This window comes from Pseudomonas violetae (assembly GCF_023072615.1).
In the GTDB taxonomy this organism is placed as follows: domain Bacteria; phylum Pseudomonadota; class Gammaproteobacteria; order Pseudomonadales; family Pseudomonadaceae; genus Aquipseudomonas; species Aquipseudomonas violetae.
The window spans coordinates 43,243-62,913 of record NZ_JAKNRW010000002.1 but is presented as its reverse complement, the minus strand read 5'-3'; the positions used below and the strand labels follow the sequence as shown (position 1 = coordinate 62,913).

Genomic DNA, 19,671 nt, shown 5'->3' with positions numbered 1-19,671 from the left:
AAGCAATTGAAAAAGAACGTTCTTATCATTGGTGCAGGAGGTGTCGCTAAGGTGGTGGCCCACAAGTGCGCGCAGCACAACGACGAACTCGGTCGTATTGCTATCGCGTCGCGCAGCATCTCCAAGTGCCAGGCCATCATCGACAGCGTCAAGGCCAAGGGTAGCCTCAAGGTACCCGCCGACATCTCCGCCTTTTCGCTCAATGCACTGGATGTTGAAGCAACCAAGGCGCTGATCCGCGAAACTGAATCGCAGATCGTGATCAACGTGGGTTCCGCTTTCCTCAACATGTCGGTGCTGCGTGCCTGCATCGATACCGGCGTGGCCTATTTGGACACCGCCATCCACGAAGAGCCGGGCAAGGTCTGCGAGACACCGCCGTGGTACGGCAACTACGAGTGGAACCACCTGGATGAGTGCAAACGGAAGAACATCACGGCCATCCTCGGCGTGGGCTTCGACCCGGGTGTCGTCAACGCGTATGCCGCACTAGCGAAACAAAAGTATTTTGACCGCATTGATTCGATCGATATTCTCGACGTCAATGCCGGCTCCCATGGCAAGTACTTCGCCACCAATTTTGACCCGGAAATCAACTTCCGTGAGTTCACCGGACAGGTATGGAGCTGGCAGAACAGCCAGTGGACCAGCAATACCATGTTCGAAGTTAAGCGTACCGACGACCTGCCGGTTGTAGGCTCGCAGAATCTGTATCTGACCGGCCACGATGAAGTGCACTCGCTGTCCAAAAACCTCGACGTGCCCAATGTGCGGTTCTGGATGAGCTTCGGCGAACACTACATCAATGTGTTCACGGTCTTGAAAAACCTCGGTCTGCTCTCCGAGCAACCGATCAAGACCGCTGAAGGCCTGGAAGTTGTGCCGCTGAAAGTGGTTAAGGCCGTCCTGCCTGATCCGAGCTCGCTGGCACCCGGCTACACCGGGAAGACCTGCATCGGCGATCTGGTCAAGGGCACCAAGGATGGTCAACCGCGTGAGGTGTTCATCTACAACGTGGCCGACCACGAGGAAGCCTACGGCGAAACCGACAGCCAGGGCATTTCCTATACCGCTGGCGTACCACCCGTGGCCGCAGCGTTACTGGTCGCCCGCGGCGAGTGGGACGTGCAACGCATGGTCAATGTCGAAGAGCTACCGGCTGAGCCGTTCCTCAAGGCGCTGGATGTGATGGGCCTGCCGACACGTATCAAGGACGAAAGTGGAGATCGTCCCTGGAACCGAAACGCCTGAAACTCACATTATAGAGGCTGAGTTTCATTGCCTGTTCCAAAACGCCGCTCACTGAGCGGCGTTTATGTTTGTGCATGTTTTTTTGCATTATGTCGAAGAGACATCGCCACCTATGCTTCCGTTCTGGCAGCTGCATCTAACCCCGTAGTTAAGGACTGTAGGTGCAAGCAAGAGGAGGACTTTGGCTACCATCGCAGCACCGCGTTTAGAAACGCGTATCCACTGCTACTTCGAAGGTTCGAGGTGCGCCCTTGTAATACACCGTGCCGTAGGCCCGCTTGGCATAGATTTCATTTGTCAGTTTGCTCACGCGGGCAGTAATCGCCGTGTGTTCGTCAACTTTGAAACGTGCGAATGCGCCGTACAAAGTGTAAGAGGGCGCTTTCTAAGTGTTGGCGTTGTCGGCGTAGACCGACGCCACGTAACGCGCATCTATCCATCCCTACCTGCCACACCGCCAGGTGCCTACTAGGACGCCACCGGTCTCGAATGCGCGAGTTCGGAATGCATGTTGGCTGGACGCTTACCGAGGTCTGTACTTCGAGTCAAAATCATTCTCGTCGCCAAGGTCGTCAGCCAGCTAGGCTTGTAATGTCAGGAGGGCGTTATCGGTGAGGGTACGTTTATGCCAACTGTAAAAACTGCGCTTGTACTTGCTGGTGGTGGGAGCCTTGGTGCGGTTCAGGTCGGAATGTTACAGGCGCTAGTTGAGGCTGAGGTTTCATTCGACCTGGTAGTTGGAGCTTCGGTCGGAGCCATCAACGGTGCCTACTTCGCAGCCAGACCGAATGCTAAAGGTGTGGGCGAGCTTGCGGATTTCTGGCGCAGCTTACGTAAGTCGGATGTGTTTCCGTTCTCGGCACTCGACACCTTCAAGGGCATTCTGAATCGTCGCGGCCACCTGCTGAGTGCTTCGGCGCTGCATCGTTTAGTGCGCAGATCTTTGCCGGTCGAATTAATCGAAGATACTGAACTACCCCTGCATATTGTCACCACCAATCTACTCAGCGGTGCCGAAGAACTTCTGTCCAGTGGTAATGCAGAACAGGCTTTGCTCGCCAGTGCTGCAATTCCGCTAGTGTTTCCAAGTGTACGAGTCGGAGAAAAGTTCTTGGTTGATGGCGGGGTCACCAGCAATACGCCGATTTCTAGTGCAGTTACATTGGGGGCAACGCGTGTTGTAGTTCTGCCAACCGGATTCGGTTGCGCTTGCCCGTGTCCACCCAATGGACTCGTTGCGTTAGCCTTGCATACGCTTAACTTGATGAGTATGCGTCAACTGGTGCGTGACATCGAATTGTACAGCGCACGTGCAGCTATCCATGTAGTGCCCCCGTTGTGCCCACTGGACGCTTCGGTGTTCGATTTCAACCAGACAGATCAGCTGCTGCAACGCGCTTATCAATCAACCCAAGACTGGATAGAAGAGGGCGGATTGATCCGCGATGGGATACCCGATTCGTTGCTGGCTCATACTCACCATTTTGATGACCGGTGATTTCAGCCTCACAAGTATTGGTATAAAAAAGCCCAAGCCAAGGCTTCCCCAGGGGCGTTTATTCGACCGGACATCGCGGGAGCCTTAACCGATCGACAGTTCGTTCCGGAACGCACTGCCATCCTTGCGATAGTTACGAATGATCTGTCTGCAGGGGTGAAGGTTCTTTATCGCCTCGCCCCTTATGATTATCAGAACTCTCGGCGAATCCCCAACTCACTTTTCAATTACTTCCCCGCGCATAGGGGCCAGTCGCGCAATCAAACGATTCTGCACCGGCACCGCGATCCCCTGATCATCCATCGCTGCAATCAAGTCTTCGACCAGCGCATTGAAGTCACTGCGGCTGACATTTTGCCCCTTGTGACTCTCGGTCATGCTGTCACCGGTATAGGTACAAGGGCCGCCCGCCTCAACACAAAATTGCTCAATCAGTTTGTCCCGCAGCCGCTGGATATCAATCTTGCGGAACCGTTCAACGATTCGCTCGTCCCGAGCTATGTTTAGAAGCATGCCCTCAACAATTCGAGTGATGCCCAGATGTGCGCCAAGGGCTTGATAAAGGCTGTCATCCTGGGGAGCTTTTTGCGCACAAGCACTCAATAGCAAAACGAGAAACAGTGACATCAACCGCATCAGAAACTTCCCTGCACGGACAGATATGTGCCGTTTTGGTTGTCTAGAGTGGCGATCTCCCCCAGGTGCGCATAGGCCAGCACCACCGACAAATGCTTATTGGGGAAATATCCTAAAAAAAGATCCGCCCAATCGCTTTCCCCGGCGAACGACAAGTTGTCCGGCTTCTCCCGGTACTCTACGCCCAGCGCCAAGTGCGGGTTGAACAGCACGGCAATCGATCCCTCCTTCAGCACACTGCGAGTGTCACGACGGTTACCACCAAAACCCAGCAACCCGGTTTCATTGGCGCGGCTGTATCGCAGGCTGCCATTGAGCAGTAGGTTGTAGCCAAATGCTGCGCCTATGAACAAGCGACTGGCTGCTAGGTATCCCTCAGTGTCGCTGTCACGCTGAGCGCCAACCAGGCTTGGGATCAGAAAGTCGTGCTGATGCTTGTACTCCAACCCTAGGGACACTTGCGGGAGAACGTCGTAGACCACGTCACCAAACAAACGCAGCTTCACCCCGAAGGTGTCTTGGCCCAGGGTGTCTTCAGGTAGATCCAGTTTGCGAACCAACGACCCCAGATCAAAACGCTGCCGGGCGAAAGACAGCTCGATACGGTTGTCATAGGCCAAAGCTAACCCAGCAACATCCAGCCGATAGTCCGGCAAATTGACCGTAGTGGCGAACGCGGTTGCGCCCCACTCGTTCTTTTCGCCGTAGCCAGTAAGGATTGCCCACGGTGTAATACCTCCACCTGCTGCACCCTCCAGGCTACTGGCACCACCTGTGGCAATCAGGCGTCCATTATCAGCGAGGGAGGATTGGAGGGTGAGGCCGATGAGACAGCCGATCAACAGAGAGAAACGATAGGCCATGGCGATCAATGAACCATGGACGCATGAAAACTGAGAGGCAAGGCCACCCAGGTTTCAAATGCTGCGGCAGTAAGTGGCCGACTGATTAGATAACCCTGGGCCGTATCGCAATGCCAGCGTTCGAGTAAGCGAAGGCTATGTGCGTACTCAACGCCTTCGGCAACGACCTTAAGACCAAGGTTATGGCTCATTTCGATGGTCGAGCGGACGATCACTGCATCCTCACTTGTTTCATCCAGGTCTCGGACGAAGGACTGATCGATTTTCAGCTCCTGTACAGGGAGTCGCTTTAGGTGAGCCAAGGACGAGTAGCCAGTACCGAAGTCATCTACCGACAAGCTAATGCCGCAATCACGCAGTTGATGCAGGACTTTTAGTGCGCGCTCTGGCTCCCGCATGACTGCGCTTTCGGTGATTTCGAATATCAATTGCTCTGCCGGCAGGCGGTAGTTTCGTAACAGTGCCAAGACCCGAGCGGCCAGCTCATCGCTAAGCAAGTCATCGGCGGAAATATTTAGCGAAAGTTGCAAGCGCAGCCCCCTCTGATTCCACTCCGAGAGTTGGCGCATTCCCTCGTTGATTACCCAATGGGTAAGCAATTGGATGCTTCCAGTACGTTCTGCCAAAGGAATGAATTCAGCAGGCGAAACCATACCCAGTTGCGGGTGCTGCCAGCGCAGTAAGGCTTCGGCTTGGAGGACGTGACCTTTACGGATATCCAGTTTGGGTTGGTAATGCAGTAGGAGTTCACTGTTGCTCGCAGCATGGCGCAGGTCACGAATCAACGTGATCTGACGACGGTGAGCCAAGTCACGCCCGTTCTGGTAAATCTGCAAATGGCCAGGCAATTGCGCGGCGTCTTTCATAGCAATTGAGGCACGTTCCAATAGGATCTGTGCACTTTGTCCTTCAGCGGGAAATGCTGCTATCCCGAGTCTGCAATCCAGAGCCAAATCGTGACCATTGATATGCTGGGGCTTAAGAAGTAACTGCTGAAGCTGGTCAGCTACTGCGACAGCCGCATCACTGTCGAAGCCATCAAGCAACAGCAGAAACTCGTCGGCGATCAGATGCGCCACGGTATCACCTGGATGCAGCGATTCTTGCAGGCGCTGACCGGTTTGACGGAGCAACTGATCAACCGTTTCCGGGTCAGCTGTTTCTTTGATGGACCGTAGGTTGTGAATGCCCAAGACGATCAATGCCATCGGTCGTTGTGCGGCAATCGCGCTACCTAATCGCTCCAATACTAAAGCGCGGTTGGGCAGGCCAGTGAGTGAATCATGCAGGGCGTTGTGAGCCAGTTGCTGTTCACGCTCTGCGATGCCACTCTGCATAGAGTTGACTGCTTTGGCCAGCAATCCGAATTCGTCACTTCTCCGCAATATTACGGGGGTTTGATAATCGCCTTGCCCGATTCGCTCCGCTGCTAATGCCAACGATCTAACGGGTTGCGACACACCTCGGGCCAATAGCAAAGCGCCCACTAATGAGGCGAGCAAGGCGACCAATGCAATTCCAAGTATTTTTTCATCAAGCGGAGCAAACGCTCGCATGGCAGCATCGAGTGGGCTTTGCAACAAGGCTATCACCTGGCCGTCATACTCATCCGCGCCGCCAGCCAACAGCAAAGACTGGCTAAGGAAGTTATGCTCCAAGTGCTCCGTCAGTTGCACTGCGTCGCGCGTAGACGTACTAAGCATCAGACCGGTGATACTTGGGCCAAGAACGTCCGGTTGGGTACTGACGAGTTGCCCCGGCTGTTGCTTATCCACTGCCAGAAACGACACTTCAAGATTGGTCAGTGAGCGCAGCTCCCTGGCGAAGGCACTGTCCATGCTGAAGCCCATCACCACCCTGGCAATCGGTAGAGGCGCGAGCACTGGCGCTTCAACTAGCAAGTGGGGTTTACCCTGAAGTGGCACGATCAACATAGTTTGTTGAATGCGCCGGGCTTCGAGCAGAGCTTGGTCGAAACGAAACAGCGAGCCATCCGCCAAATCGTCCAGAGTGCTAGCGAGGACTTTGCCATCCATGCTGAGCAGAATCATGTCACTGGCATTGATGCGCTTGCCATGATTTAACAGCACCGAACGTATAGTTGCAGAATCTCTGCTGGCCACCGCATCGCGAAAACCGAAGTCGGCTGCGAGTAATTGCACTCCGTCGGCCAAGCGTCGCCCTCGCACCTCCAGCAGGCGCTCGAAGACTCGCGTACCGACGTCCAATTGAGTATTGGCCTGGCTACGCACCGCTGAGTTGGTCGCCACTTTTACGCTGAAATAAAGTGAGCCAATCACCACCAGCAAAAGCAGGATCAAAACTGCAGTGACTTGAGCCTGAAAACTATTGCGCAGTTTCACGGGCAGCTCGCTTGAACGCGTCGCCGAAGGTATTCGGTGCCGGTGCGGTCGGTATGTTCGTAGACGCTGGGTCCAGCGTGAGGTCAAATGTCTGCTTGAGCCCGCTGAGCGGTACTTTTATAGAGCCTGCACTGAGGGGTTGCATGTCTATCAGTTGCGGATGCCAGAGGGTGACCTGGTAAACACCGACGGGAAGGTTATCAAGCGTCAATTTTCCTTGAGCGTCGGTGACACCAAAACGTGGGTCATCAGTGACGTAAACGTAGCCGAGCATCCAGTCATGGATGTTGCATCCAAGCACCACAACACCGGGTTTGTCGAACAGGACTGGGTCGGACGGTGTGCCTTCGTAAAGGCGTAGCTCGAAGCGTTTTGCCGGCGAGAACGAGTAGACCTGATGGCGGATATTGTCGCTGTTAGGGAACTTGATAGGCGTACCGGTGTGCACCGCCAGTACATGCGGGGCGAACTGTTGAGAACGCTGATCCATATCGGCGTTCCGATGAACTGAGGGCTGGCCAATTGGCCCTTGAAGGGTGAGTACCGCATCGGGCAGCGGATTGCCGTTTTGCTCGTTTATTTCGACCTCAAGCTTGGCTATACCAGCCCAACCATCAGCACACATCAAAGCTGTAACTAGCGAAAGAAGCGAGCAAATCCTGGCCATACCGATTCCAAGCAAAAGCGATTGTGGTGGGCAGTCCTTGCCGGTGAGATAAGTAGGTGCCGATAATTGGCCAGATGAAGCCAAATGCCATCATTCAATTTGATTCGACATGGTATCAATAGGCAGCACCAAAATGCGTGCTCTGTACAGCGTATCGGCCACACAGGAAAAACCTGAATAGCTTTGCATTTGAAACCACCTACCACTACATCGAAACTAGCGGTGGTAATCACACTAGGTTGAAGGAATGGAACGCAGAACACGGCTCCGCGACCGTTGAGTCCCGGCTGACCAAGTGATTTTGGTTTGAGTACAAACGGCACGAGAGGCCTTTTTTCTTTGTGGATTTATTCAGAGCCGGTCTTAACGTGCTCACTAATAAGTTGGGCCAGTATCCGCACCGGTTCGGTAAAGCTTTGTCGAGACCTGTGTACGAGCCCGATATCACGGTGGAAGGTGTGCTGCCCGAGATCGAGCGCTCGCACACCTACGGGCCATTGCTGATGGGTGGCTGTCTGCGGCACCAGCGCTACACCAACGCCATTCGCCACTAACTTGATGATCGCCTCCAGCTCATCCAGTTCGCAAACTTCACGCAAGGTGAAATGCATCTGGCGCAGGAAGCGATCTACCTGCCTTCCCCCGAAGGAGGATCGGTCATACCGAATAAACGGTTGGCTGGAAAGTAGTTCTGACCAATCTTTTCCTGGCAATTCACGCGGCACAATCAGACGGTAGGGCTCAAGTGCCAGCGTTGTCCAGCGCAGATCGCTCTGGAGCGAGAAGGGGGGGCGAATGATTGCGGCCATGTCGATCTCACCGGCATCCACGAGGTTCACCAACTCCATCGATAGCCCCGGGATTACGCGGGTTCGGCATTGCGGGCATTGTTGGTGGAACTTGGCTAGTGCATCCGGAAGATAGGAGCGCTGTACGGAAGCAATAGCACCGATGTTCACCAGCACGCTAGCAGGAAGTCCGACTGTGGTGGAGCCCAGATTGTCGTAAAGCCGAAGCAGCTCTTGCGCTTGCAGGAGTATTTGATGACCCATCCTGTTGAGGTGGGCTGAGCGTCCCTTCCTGTCGAATATCTCAAAGCCAAGCTCGGCCTCCAGGCGTTGAATCTGGGCGCTCACCGCTGCCTGGGTGAGGCCTATTTTGTTCCCCGCAGCGGCAAACGTACCTTCCCGTGCTACGGCGATGAGTGTCTTGAGTTCTTTGATCATTCACAAATATTAATTGTGTTTCTAAGAAAATTATATTGATTTTTTTGTTTTTGTGGGCGGACTACGATGAGCCTATTCCTCGGCAACTGCCTGAACCTATGAGCCGATGTCGCTGGGACGACGGAAAGTGAAGCGTCGCGAAAAACCAACGACCAGCGTTGATACGCTGCGTCCTTAACCAACAAAAACTGTATTGGAGTTCTGATGAGCCTCTCGCCTTTCCACCTCGCAATCCCCGTTTACGATCTCGCTGGCGCACGCACCTTTTACGGCGAAGTGTTCGGCCTGGAAGAAGGTCGCTCCAGCAACCAGTGGGTCGACTTCAACTTTTATGGTCATCAACTGGTTATCCACGAACACCCAAAAACCGCTTCCCAGGAAAGCGTCCATAGCAACCCGGTTGACGGCCACGACGTTCCTGTCCCGCACTTCGGCATCATCCTGGGCTGGGCAGAGTGGGAAGCGCTGGCCGAGCGCCTGAAGTCTTTTGGCACGGAGTTTGTGATCGAACCCTACATTCGTTTCAAAGGTCAGGTCGGCGAGCAAGCCACCATGTTTTTGTTTGACCCTTGCGGTAATGCATTGGAATTCAAGGCGTTCAAGGATATGAGCCAGCTCTTCGCAAAATAAGAAAGGTGTTGGCACAACAGCGTTGTGCCATTTGAACTCAAGTGAGCTGGAAGCTCATGAATCTAGCAACTGCTCTGTAACGCAGTCCTTTCATTCCAACAAGAAGACTAGACATGAAACGTATTCCCTTGGTGTGGCAAATCATTGCCGGGCTGTTGCTTGGCGTGCTCGTCGGTTGGTATTTCAATAGTCATCCGCAGTATCAATCGTGGGTTAGCGCGGAAATCCTGAAACCGCTTGGCGATATCTTCATCAAGATGATGAAGATGGTCGTTGTCCCCATCGTGTTTTGTTGCATGATTCTGGGCATTGCAGGCGGCGCAGATAACAAGTCCTTTGGCCGCATGGGCTTAAAATCCCTGGGGTATTTTTTTGCGATAACCGGCCTGGCCATCGTAATCGGGCTGTGTTTCGCGAACATCTTCGAGCCTGGTGCGGGCACTGATATTTCGGGCATTACGCATAGTACTGCGGCGATCACCATGGAGCCTGCCAAAGGAGCCCTCGTCATCGTGCAGAACATTGTCCCGGACAACGTCTTCGTTGCAATGTCGGAAGCGAAGCTGCTGTCGGTGTTGTTCTTCGCGGTGTTATTCGGCATGGCCTTGAACTCGCTACCCAGGGAGAAAAGCGCACCCGTGGTTGCGGTGGTGCAGGGCATTTCCGATGCGATGTTCAAAGTCGTCTCAATCGTCATGGCTTACGCACCAATAGGCGTGTTTGGCATGATCGGCGCTACCGTCGCGACCTTTGGTTTTGCCTCGCTATTGCCCTTGCTCAAGCTGATTGGCGTGGTTTACCTGGCGCTGATCATCTTTGCATTGGTGGTACTAGGCGGTATCTGCTATCTGATCGGCGAGAACATTTTCAAGCTAATCAAGTACTTTCGAAATGAGTTGATTCTTGCGTTTTCGAGTGCCGCATCGGCAGCGGTGATGCCGCAACTGATGAGCAAGCTGGAGAGCTACGGTGTCCCTCGTCGCATCGTCAGTTTTGTGGTGCCGGTGGGGTATGCGTTCAATCTGGATGGTGCGTCGATTTTCCTGGGAGTGGCGACGATTTTTGTCGCCCAACTCTATGGTATCGATCTGTCGCTTTCCCAGCAGATTCTGCTGGTGGTCACGATGGTGCTGACCTCCAAAGGTGCTGCAGGGGTCCCTGGATTTGCCATCATTATTCTGTCTGCGACATTGGCTTCTGCCGGTCTTCCCTTGGAAGGGGTGGCATTGATCGCGGGTATTTTCAGAATCATCGATAGCGGTACCACCACCTTGAATGTGTTGGGGAATGCCATCGCTCCCTTGGTCATTGCCAAGTGGGAGAGGGCGGCCCTTGAGCCTTCACGAGTCAAATCGTTAGCGCAAAAAACATAGTGATTCTCGAGTAGCCGTTGGACAGGAAACAAAACGCCTGCAGGCATAACCACTACAACGAAGGTGGTGCCAAGGCTGACAGCGCTTTGATGAAGCCGTGTTCAATGAGCAGCCCACCCTGTTGGGGGGCGACGGCGACAAGCTGGTGGGCGGCGCGATCCAGAACCTGTACGACGTCATCGACAACTCTTGCCGCCCGTCTCCCGAAGCCAAAGCCGCGATCGTCCGCATCGACACCGTGGGCACTGCGGCCAGTGCCCGGGTCTATACCGACAACGTTTCGGGATAGCGCTTCACCGACTTCTTCAACCTGCTGGAGGTAGAAGGGAAGTGGACGATCGTCTAACGATGGGTAGTCCTTGTTCGCTCGGTAGGTCGTCACCCAAGGACACTAGTTGCATTGACTCGCCGACGCAGTCGCAGACTTGGGTTTCCAGGAGCGGGTCAACTGGTAAGCAATGGCCAGCCATATGAACCATCCCGGCATGACCATCAAGGCAATACGGGTGTCAGGTCTCAATGCCAGCAGGCAAAGAACGAAGCCCAGAAACGCCAGGGAGAACCACGCCATTGGCACGCCGCCAGGCATTTTGTAGGCTGATTTCGCATGCAGTTCAGGTCGCTTTTTGCGATAGGCAATATACGACGCCAGGATGGTCGACCAAGTGAAAATCACCAGGATGGCCGATACGGTAGAAACGATGGTGAATGCTGTCATGACTTCTGGAACGATAAACAGCACCAGCACACCTACCAGCATTAACAGCGTGGTGAACGCCAGGCTGAGCAGGGGCACGCTGTTACCCGATAGCCGCCGAAAAATTCCCGGTGCGTTGTCTTGGTTGGCCAGTCCAAACAGCATGCGGCTGGATGAAAACACGCCACTGTTGGCCGAGGAAGCCGCAGACGTTAAAACCACGAAGTTGACAATGCCGGCTGCCGCGGGAAAACCTGCCACCAGGAAAAGTTCTACGAATGGGCTTTTGACGGGTGAAACCTGTTGCCAGGACGTCACCGCAATAATGCAGGTCAGTGCCAGTACGTAAAACAGGATGATTCGCACCGGGATGGAGTTGATAGCTTTAGGCAACGTCTTCTCCGGGGAGCGGGTTTCGGCGGCGGCGGTGCCGATCAGCTCGGTGCCGGCAAACGAGAAAATCGCCATCTGAAACCCGGCGAAAAAACCGAACAGACCGTTAGGAAAGGCAGCCTGTTTATCCACCAAGTGATTCAAGGATGCAGTGACGCCACTGGGGGAGACGAAGGAGCTGGCAATCATCACCATGCTGACCCCAATCAGGGTGACGACGGCAATGATCTTGATAATGGCGAACCAGAATTCCACTTCACCGAACAGCCTGACCGTCAGCACATTCAAGGCGAACAGTGTCCCTAGCATCCCTACAGCCGGTATCCAGGCGGGCACATCGGGAAACCAATACTGAAAAAATCCGCCGACCACGACTGCATCGCCTATCACCGCAACACTCCAGCTCAGCCAGTATGACCAGCCGAGAAAGAATGCCGCACGCGGCCCGAGATAGGCACCGGCAAAATCCGCGAAAGTTTTGAAATTCAAGTTGGAGAGCAGCATCTCGCCCATGGCTCGCATGACGAAAAAAACGAACAGGCCGATGATCATATAGATGAGGATGATCGACGTGCCGGAAAGGGCGATTATCTTCCCCGAGCCCATGAACAGACCGGTACCGATAGCCCCTCCCATGGCCATTAACTGGATGTGCCGATTGCTGAGCGTGCGCTGAAGCGCGGGCTGTTCAACCAGCCCCGATGGGTTTGATTTCATTTCAAAACCTCTTGATTTTATGTTTTTGAGTTTTGGCAGGAAGTTGGGGTCTAGATTCTTGTTAGAGATGAAACGGCTACTGACGGCGGAGTCAGGCGTTACTGGGTGGGGAATGCCCCTGGCTAGTTGGCCGGGGCGCTTCCTGGAGATCAGCTTGCTGTGCGCAGATGCGATGCTGGAGCCGCCGTCTGATCAAGCATTTGGTAAAGGTTTTTGATGTTTTGAGGTGTCGGCACGAGATGGATGTGCTTGCCGATTTGATGCTCTTGTGCCATGGCGTGCATGTAGCGCAGGGAAGAAAAATCTTCCAGGGCAAAGCCCACCGAATCGAACACCGTGACCTGTGCATCGTTCTCACGCCCCAGAACTTCGCCTAGCACAATCCGGAAAAATTCGATGACGGGAAAGTCGGCTTCCAACTGCTGAATATCGCCTTCAATTCGTGTTTGCGGCTCAAACTCCACAATGACCCGGGCGTTACGCAGGATGTCGGCGTGCAGTTCGGTTTTACCCGGGCAGTCACCACCGACGGCATTGATATGCATGCCGGGCTCGATCATTTCGGGCCTCAGAATCGTCGCGTAAGCCTTGTCTGCGGTGACCGTGGTGACAATGTGTGCACCCTTGACCGCTTCCTGTGCGGTGCTGGCCAGAATCACGTCGATATTCGGGAATTGCGCCAGGTTGTGCTTCAATTTCAGTGAAGCGTCGCGATCGATATCGAAAATGCGGATTTCGCTGATGCCCAGCATTTCATGGAACGCGAGAGCCTGAAACTCGCTCTGCGCACCATTGCCGATAAGCGCCATGATGCTTGCACCCGGCCGGGCCAGGGACTGCGCGACCAGGGCGGAGGTCGCCGCGGTGCGCACAGCAGTGGTCAGCGTCAGTTCACTGAGCAAGGTTGGATAGCCACTGTGGACATCCGCCAGGACACCGAAGGCCATGACCGTCAGCAAGTTGCTTTGACCATTGTCCGGGTGGCCATTCACGTATTTGAATGAGTACTGCTGGCCATCGTCCGTGGGCATCAACTCGATCACGCCGTTGGCCGAATGATTGGCTGTGCGAGGCGACTTATCAAACTGCGCCCAACGTGAATAGTCAGCTTCGATATAAGTCGCCATTTCGCGGATTACCCGTCGGATGCCCACCTTGGCGAACAGGCGTGCGGCCTCATCGACATCTATAAAAAGAGTCATGTTTTTATTCTCCGATTCAGTATTTAAAGCCCTGCGGTTCAGGGGATGACTCAGGCGCGTTTACTCTCGTAGCCATGCAGTACGTTCACCGCATTGATCCCTATTTCATCGACCATGTAGCCGCCTTCCATCACGAACAGAGCGGGGCAGCTAACGTCTGCGATCAGCTCGCCGATGCCGATGAAGTCTTCGCTTTCCAGCAGGAAGTGGCTGATTGGGTCGTCCTTGAACGTGTCGACGCCAAGTGAAACAACCAGAAGTTCAGGGGCAAACTGCTGGAGTTTCTTGCAGGCGTGGAGGAGGGCGTTGCGATAGCTTTCCCACGTAGTGTTCTTCAAAAGTGGGTAGTTGAAGTTGTAACCTTGGCCGAGGCCTGCGCCGACTTCGTGGCTGAAACCTGAGTAATACGGATAGGAGACCGCCGGTTCGCCGTGCAGCGAGACAAACATGACATCACTGCGGTCGTAGAAAATGTTCTGGGTGCCGTTGCCATGATGAAAGTCGACATCCAGTACGGCGACACGCCTGGCGCCCTGGGTAATGGCCTGCTGTGCTGCGATGGCGGCGTTGTTCAGATAGCAGTAGCCGCCCATGTATTCCCGCGCGGCGTGATGGCCGGGCGGGCGACACAGGGCAAAGGCACTGTCGTGGCCTTCGTCGATTAGCGCGAGGCCGGTGAGGGCAATATCTGCACTGGTTTTGACCGCTTGCCATGTGGTGGCGGTGATCGGGGAGCCGGCGTCCATGGCGTAGAAACCAAGCTTGCCGTCGATAAAGCTCGGCACTTGCCCATTGGACAGATCGCGCACTGGCCATACCAGCGGCAGGGCATCGTGGCTGCGTCCAGTTGCGCGCCACTCAGACCAGGCGTGCTCAAGGAAGGAGACGTAACGCTCGGTGTGCGCATTGACATAGCACGACCTGTCGAATGCTCGCGGTTCGATGACCTGGCCAAGCCCTACCTGTTTGACTCGATGATGAACAGTATCGGCCCGACTGGGCTGTTCGAAAGAGGGTTTGAGCACGCCGTCTTTCAATTCGGTGCCGTGGTGTAAACGGTGGGAATCACTGAAAACTGTAAACATTGTGCGCATCCGTTGATGTGAGCCAGTACAAATATTCTGTTCTGGTGCGCAGGGGATTTCTTTGCTTTGTTTTCGATATTTAGTACATATTGTGGGTGAATCTACTTAGGAATGGCGTAATGCAGAAAAAAACATCCAAGCGCATCAGCCTCGACGACACCGATCTGGCGATTCTCGCGTTGCTGCAGGAGGATGCGAGCATCTCCAACGCGGAACTCAGTGAGCGCCTGTCGTTAAGCCTGACGCCTTGCTGGCGGCGGCGTAAGAGAATGGAGGAGGCGGGGGTGATCAAGGGCTACCAGGCGAACCTCGATCGACGAATGCTGGGGTTGAATATCATGGCGTTCGTGCATATCCGTTTTTCCACCCACGCCGACCACGCTCCCGACGACTTCGAGGCAGTGATTGCGCAATTGCCCGAAGTGTTGTCCTGTCACAAGATCACTGGGGATGCCGATTACGTGCTACAGGTATTAGCAGAGGATCTTGATAGCTACAGCGACTTTATCGAGCAGGTGCTCAGGCGTCAGGTGGGTATTGCCTCCATCCAGTCCAGCCTGGCTCTGCGTGAGGTCAAGGCCAGTAGCCGGATTGCGATACCAAAATCGAATCAGGGCTGAACAGGCAGGAGCCGTAATGCTACGTTTGACTCGGGCATCTAATAACGACGGGGAGATAAATCAATGCCTAATGCGGTTTTTGTCAGCAGAACCATTTTGTTTGGAGACTGTGATCCTGCGGGAGTGGTTTACACTCCGCGATTTTCATATTTTGCAGTAGAAGCTATTTATGTAGCGCTTGATAAGTGGTTGGGAGTGCCCGGGCTTAGAACGTTGATGGGGTTTGATATATTGCCGCCCGTACGTGCCATGTCATTTGAGTTGCTGGCGCCTGTGACATGGGATGATGAACTGAATATTAAAGTCGGTGTGGCCAAGTTGGGTGTTCACTCTTTCTCCTTTTTGGTTGAGGGGTTTCTAGGTAATGGAACACTATCCTTCGTAGCGAATATCACGCATGTATGTGTCTCGCCAAAAACCAAAGAAGTTGTTGCCGTGCCAGTCCAGTTGAGGGCGCTTCTTTCATAAAAGCGTCGGGAGCAACTGACAGAAATGATCAGCGACCATCAAATAAAATCTCGTTGATGCCCTCTTATTGCCGTCGGTGGAAACCCAACTTAGCTCGAAATAGGACAGCAAATTGAGACGGTGGCTGATCACCAACGGAAAGTGCAATCTGCATTGTTGGCGCTGATTGAAAACTGCCCCAACAGGCGGAACACTTCTGGTGCGTGACAGGCTAATGGCACATCGAAAGCAAGCGGGTGTGCAATCACCTAATTCTTATAGTGATGCCCTGACCACCAATGGACAATCAACTGGCTGGGCTCCCGACTCCTCGAGGGCCTCGATCAGGTGCTGGGCAGCCTTGCGACCGATCTCGTAGTACGGCAGTTGCACTGTGGTCAGCGGCGGGATGAACAGCTCAGCAATACCGATCATGTTGTCGTAGCCGAGAACGGCGACATCATCGGGAATTTTCAGGCCACGGCCCAATAACAGCTGATAGGCACAAAAGGCAATGCGGTCGTTGCCACAGATCAGAATGTCGAATTGGGGACGACCATTAATGATGTGCCGGTCTAGGATGGCTGCGGTTTCACCATAGGCATCATGATCGGAAAGGTCGTATTGCAGGAGTGCGTCAGGCGCAAGGCCAAATGCCTGAAAGGCCTGCTGCAAGCCTTTTTGTCGCAGGTCCCAGGCCAGGCTCTGTTTTGGCAAATTGATACACAGAGGGCGCCGATAGCCTTGGCTCAATGCGTGATGTGCAGCTCGATACTGCCCCGTTTCGTCGTCGGGCACATAACTGACCAGCCGACTGTCATCCGCCAGGCAATTGGCGAGTACCAGAGGTTTGCTCTTCAAGCGCTCGGGAATGCACACCTGGCGAAATCCCATGGCGCTGAAGATCAGCCCGTCGGGACGGTGCGACAACATCAGGTCGATGTTTTGGTCGGTGGGTGGGTTGCTCAACAGGTTGAGGATGAACACATTCCAGCCTGCTTGCTGCGCGGTCTGTTCGATGGACAGCAGCAACTCGACCGCGAACGGTGTGGTCGCGGTGTCCAGCGCGAACACACCAATGGTTCGGCTCTGGAGGTTGTCGCCGCGCATCTTGCGCGCCGACAGGCTCGGTACGAATTGCAGTTCATCAATGGCGCGACGCACCCGCAGAAGGGTTTCTGGACTCAGTTTTTCCGGATTATTGAGCGCTCGAGAAACCGTCATCAGGGACACGCCGGCCAGCTGTGCAACGTCTTTCACTGAAGTCATGCGAGGCGAGGCCGGTCAGGTTGACGCTGAATCATGACACATGGCCTGCGCTTCTCGCGACTCGTATGACGCTGCTCATAGCCATCCCGAGGCGAGAGGCCATGCTCTGGGAATGGAGACACGCCCGCCATTCCCGCTCGCAATGAGCTTCACACCCAGACTGCCAGGCTGGGGGTAGAGGCGACTGCTGAGGCTGAATCGCCCGTTTTCGTCGAACACCTCGATGGACGACCGATCGAGGAACACCCGCAGTTCCAGTCGCTCTTGTGTCGGGTCTATCGACACGCTGCGTTGACCTGTGACTTGCGCACCCGAGCGGCTGCGGTCAAGCACCAGGCGCTGGAGTGACGCATCGTAGTAGAGCAGCGTTTCTTCCTGGCCATCGACGCTGCAGCGCAAGGCTATTCCCAAGTGGCCGTCGGTACAGCCAAGCACATCCAGATGCACATGGATTTCTAGCATATCGCCATACACTTGCGACTCCCACCGGGTTCCCGATTCATCCCACCAAGGCGTGCTCGGCAATGGCGCCATGCGCAGAGCCGTGAGCTCCCGTGCCGGATATACGCAAAGGCGATCGGCGTGCAGTTCAATCTCGCGCGGCAAACCGAGCATGCCGCACCAGTGATGGGCCTGGCTCGGCATCGGGCTTTCCCACATGTCGAGCCACGCCCACACAAGGCGCCGACCATCGGCGGCCAGGAGTGTTTGCGCGGCATAGAAATCGTGGCCGTTATCCAGCTCGATAAAAGGCCCGCCGGTGAAGTGCCACTTGCTGTCGAGTCGGCCCACTCGATAACCGGTCTGGTACTTGTTGAGCCGTTCGTAACGCTCGGGTTGCATGCCTTGGGGGGAGTAGAGCAGCACATCGCGTCCGTTCAGTCGAAAAAGATCCGGACACTCCCACATATAACCATCGCCCTCGCTGCCGCTGGACACATAGTCAAGGAACTCCCAAGCGTGCAGATCCGTGGAACGGTACAGCGGGAGCAGCGGCCTATCGCCCAGACGTGCTCCGGCAATCAGGTACCAATAGTCATCCTCCTTCCATACCTTGGGGTCACGAAAGTGCATGATCGTGTCTTGCGGAGCGGTCTCGATGACTGCGCCATGCTTGACGAACCGGATGCCGTCGATGCTGGTGGCCAGGCACTGGACTTGACGGATTAAGCGTTCGTCACCCACTTCCCCCAGCCAGGTGTGTCCGGTGTAGATCAGTGCCAGGGTATCTCCACACACCACAGCGCTACCGGAAAAGCATCCGTCACGGTCGAAGTCATCGCCGGGTGCCAGCGCTATGGGTAGGTGCTGCCAATGAACAAGATCGGCACTCTTGGCGTGCCCCCAATACATAGGGCCCCATTTCGCTTCGAAGGGGTAATGTTGATAGAAAACGTGATATTCGCCACGAAAGTACACGACCCCGTTAGGGTCGTTCATCCAGCCTGCCGGGGGGGCAATGTGATAACCGGGGCGATAATCCTGGATGACGCGAGACAGGCCGTCACTCAAAGCGCGCTGCGCAAGGTCAAGGGTGGAAGACATTGAATCGCTCATTTTATTCGAAGACAAGGTCATAGGGCCCGTGCTCGGACTGAGCGCAGAGAAACATCATGCGGCAGGTTTTCAATGGCTTGTGGGTGGCGCTCCAAGGCCGTGCCTTCGTCGTCGAACAGGTGCAGGTTGTCGATGTCCAACTGCAGTTCGACCCGATCGCCCACCTGCCATCCGGCGCTGACCTCACAACGACAGATCAGTGGCTCGTCCTGACCTGTTTCGAGGTGCACATACGTTTCGCTGCCCAGGTATTCGACCCCTGTCACGACGATGCCGACGGCTCCCTCAGCCACTTTGAGCGAAATGTGCTCCGGGCGAACCCCCAGGCTCAGCAGCGTGCCAGCTGCCAGGTTCGAGCTGTCGAAGGGCAGGGAGGTCATACCCAAAACGGGGGTGTCGACCAGGCTGGTTTCGCCCGGGGCATGCAGGCGCGCTGCAAGGAAGTTCATTTTGGGCGAACCGAGAAAACTGGCGACAAAGCGGCTCGCTGGGCGCTCATAGAGTTCGCGCGGTGAGCCGACCTGTTCTACGCGACCGCCATTGAGCACCACAATTTTGTCAGCCAGGGTCATCGCTTCCACTTGGTCGTGGGTGACGTAGATCATGGTCGAGCCCAATCGATCATGCAGCCGGGCGATTTCGTTGCGCATCTGCACCCGCAAGGATGCATCCAGATTCGAGAGCGGCTCATCGAACAACAAAATGTCCGGTTCACGCGCCATGGCTCTGCCCATTGCCACACGCTGGCGCTGCCCTCCAGACAGTTCTTTTGGCTTGCGTTGCAGCAGTTTGTCCAATTGCAGGATTTGGGCTGTTTTCAGCACGCGCTCGCGCAGGCTGCTCTTTTCAGTCTTGGCCAGTTTGAGACCAAAGCTGATGTTGTCGTAGACGCTCATGTGCGGGTACAGCGCATAAGACTGAAACACCATGCCGACGCCACGCTCGCGCGGTTCCAGGTCGTTGACCCGTCGGCCATCGATCAGCAGGTCGCCGCCGCAGATCGAATCCAGTCCGGCGATCAGTCGCAGCAGGGTCGACTTTCCGCAGCCCGAAGGGCCAACGAACACCACGAATTCACCCGCAGCGATCTCCAGGCTAACGTCGCGAAGAATCCGTACGCCGCCCAGTTGTTTGTTCACTTTGTCTAATTTCAATTTGATCACGATGCTGTTCCTTG

General features: G+C 55.0%; 18 protein-coding genes and 2 pseudogenes. 8 read left to right on the top strand and 12 right to left on the bottom strand.

Annotated features, from left to right (window positions below):
* Positions 1–6: 6 nt before the first annotated feature.
* Positions 7–1,251 (top strand): saccharopine dehydrogenase family protein, encoded by a 1,245-nt coding sequence (locus L9059_RS02600; RefSeq protein WP_247287028.1) that lies wholly within the window; start codon positions 7–9, stop codon positions 1,249–1,251.
* 205 nt (positions 1,252–1,456) lie between these two features.
* Here L9059_RS02600 and L9059_RS02595 read toward each other — a convergent pair.
* A pseudogene (locus tag L9059_RS02595) lies at positions 1,457–1,693 on the bottom strand (TonB-dependent siderophore receptor); the annotation flags it as partial.
* 183 nt (positions 1,694–1,876) lie between these two features.
* Between L9059_RS02595 and L9059_RS02590 the strand changes: the two are divergent.
* On the top strand, positions 1,877–2,749 hold the full coding sequence (locus L9059_RS02590) for a patatin-like phospholipase family protein (RefSeq protein ID WP_247287025.1): 873 nt from the start codon (positions 1,877–1,879) through the stop codon (positions 2,747–2,749).
* 216 nt (positions 2,750–2,965) lie between these two features.
* Here L9059_RS02590 and L9059_RS02585 read toward each other — a convergent pair whose 3' ends face one another.
* The 4 genes from L9059_RS02585 to L9059_RS02570 are packed head-to-tail and all read right to left on the bottom strand — an operon-like array spanning position 2,966 to position 7,278.
* Positions 2,966–3,385 carry a group I truncated hemoglobin gene (locus L9059_RS02585; RefSeq protein ID WP_428480245.1) on the bottom strand — a complete coding sequence of 140 codons (420 nt, stop codon included), beginning with the start codon at positions 3,383–3,385 and terminating at the stop codon, positions 2,966–2,968.
* Entirely contained in the window at positions 3,385–4,248 is an 864-nt protein-coding gene (locus L9059_RS02580) for a DUF3034 family protein (protein WP_247287024.1), read from the bottom strand. Before L9059_RS02580 ends, L9059_RS02585 begins: the two co-directional genes overlap by 1 nt.
* A 5-nt stretch (positions 4,249–4,253) precedes the next feature.
* On the bottom strand, positions 4,254–6,611 hold the full coding sequence (locus L9059_RS02575; protein ID WP_247287022.1) for a putative bifunctional diguanylate cyclase/phosphodiesterase: 2,358 nt from the start codon (positions 6,609–6,611) through the stop codon (positions 4,254–4,256).
* Positions 6,595–7,278 carry a methylamine utilization protein gene (locus tag L9059_RS02570; RefSeq protein ID WP_428480244.1) on the bottom strand — a complete coding sequence of 228 codons (684 nt, stop codon included), beginning with the start codon at positions 7,276–7,278 and terminating at the stop codon, positions 6,595–6,597. The genes L9059_RS02575 and L9059_RS02570 overlap by 17 nt, the downstream gene beginning before the upstream one ends.
* Before the next feature lie 137 nt (positions 7,279–7,415).
* Here L9059_RS02570 and L9059_RS30815 point away from each other — a divergent pair, with 137 nt between their 5' ends.
* A complete protein-coding gene (locus L9059_RS30815; RefSeq protein WP_428480243.1) occupies positions 7,416–7,577 on the top strand; it encodes a hypothetical protein in 162 nt (53 codons plus the stop codon).
* Positions 7,578–7,625: 48 nt separating this feature from the next.
* Here L9059_RS30815 and L9059_RS02560 read toward each other — a convergent pair whose 3' ends face one another.
* Positions 7,626–8,504: a LysR family transcriptional regulator gene (locus L9059_RS02560; protein ID WP_247287020.1), complete on the bottom strand. Its 879-nt coding sequence runs from the start codon at positions 8,502–8,504 to the stop codon at positions 7,626–7,628.
* Between the two features lie 204 nt (positions 8,505–8,708).
* Between L9059_RS02560 and L9059_RS02555 the strand changes: the two genes are divergently transcribed.
* The 3 genes and pseudogenes from L9059_RS02555 to L9059_RS02545 form a co-directional block, all read left to right on the top strand.
* Positions 8,709–9,134, top strand: a complete 426-nt coding sequence (locus L9059_RS02555; protein ID WP_205893639.1) for a VOC family protein — start codon at positions 8,709–8,711, stop codon at positions 9,132–9,134.
* 113 nt (positions 9,135–9,247) lie between these two features.
* Positions 9,248–10,507 carry a cation:dicarboxylate symporter family transporter gene (locus L9059_RS02550; RefSeq protein WP_247287018.1) on the top strand — a complete coding sequence of 420 codons (1,260 nt, stop codon included), beginning with the start codon at positions 9,248–9,250 and terminating at the stop codon, positions 10,505–10,507.
* 17 nt (positions 10,508–10,524) lie between these two features.
* Positions 10,525–10,793: pseudogene (locus tag L9059_RS02545) on the top strand (nuclear transport factor 2 family protein); the annotation flags it as partial.
* A 105-nt stretch (positions 10,794–10,898) separates the two neighbouring features.
* Here L9059_RS02545 and L9059_RS02540 read toward each other — a convergent pair.
* From L9059_RS02540 to L9059_RS02530, 3 genes are all read right to left on the bottom strand, one after another.
* Positions 10,899–12,314, bottom strand: coding sequence for an amino acid permease (locus L9059_RS02540; RefSeq protein WP_247287016.1), 1,416 nt, complete (start codon positions 12,312–12,314; stop codon positions 10,899–10,901).
* Between the two features lie 149 nt (positions 12,315–12,463).
* Entirely contained in the window at positions 12,464–13,516 is a 1,053-nt protein-coding gene (locus L9059_RS02535; protein ID WP_247287014.1) for an ornithine cyclodeaminase, read from the bottom strand.
* A 50-nt stretch (positions 13,517–13,566) separates the two neighbouring features.
* Positions 13,567–14,601, bottom strand: coding sequence for a histone deacetylase family protein (locus L9059_RS02530; RefSeq protein WP_247287004.1), 1,035 nt, complete (start codon positions 14,599–14,601; stop codon positions 13,567–13,569).
* A gap of 119 nt (positions 14,602–14,720) precedes the next feature.
* Between L9059_RS02530 and L9059_RS02525 the strand changes: the two genes are divergently transcribed.
* Complete coding sequence (locus L9059_RS02525; protein ID WP_247287002.1) at positions 14,721–15,221, top strand: Lrp/AsnC family transcriptional regulator; 501 nt, start codon at positions 14,721–14,723, stop codon at positions 15,219–15,221.
* Positions 15,222–15,284: 63 nt separating this feature from the next.
* Positions 15,285–15,689 carry an acyl-CoA thioesterase gene (locus L9059_RS02520; RefSeq protein ID WP_247286975.1) on the top strand — a complete coding sequence of 135 codons (405 nt, stop codon included), beginning with the start codon at positions 15,285–15,287 and terminating at the stop codon, positions 15,687–15,689.
* 255 nt (positions 15,690–15,944) lie between these two features.
* On the opposite strand, the gene L9059_RS02515 is transcribed toward L9059_RS02520, so the two are convergent.
* The 3 genes from L9059_RS02515 to L9059_RS02505 all read right to left on the bottom strand — a co-directional run bounded on the left by L9059_RS02515 (position 15,945) and on the right by L9059_RS02505 (position 19,657).
* On the bottom strand, positions 15,945–16,937 hold the full coding sequence (locus tag L9059_RS02515) for a LacI family DNA-binding transcriptional regulator (RefSeq protein WP_247286964.1): 993 nt from the start codon (positions 16,935–16,937) through the stop codon (positions 15,945–15,947).
* Positions 16,938–17,012: 75 nt separating this feature from the next.
* Positions 17,013–18,515, bottom strand: a complete 1,503-nt coding sequence (locus tag L9059_RS02510) for a glycoside hydrolase family 32 protein (RefSeq protein WP_247286954.1) — start codon at positions 18,513–18,515, stop codon at positions 17,013–17,015.
* Positions 18,512–19,657, bottom strand: coding sequence for an ABC transporter ATP-binding protein (locus tag L9059_RS02505; RefSeq protein WP_247286952.1), 1,146 nt, complete (start codon positions 19,655–19,657; stop codon positions 18,512–18,514). The genes L9059_RS02510 and L9059_RS02505 overlap by 4 nt, the downstream gene beginning before the upstream one ends.
* Positions 19,658–19,671: the final 14 nt, after the last annotated feature.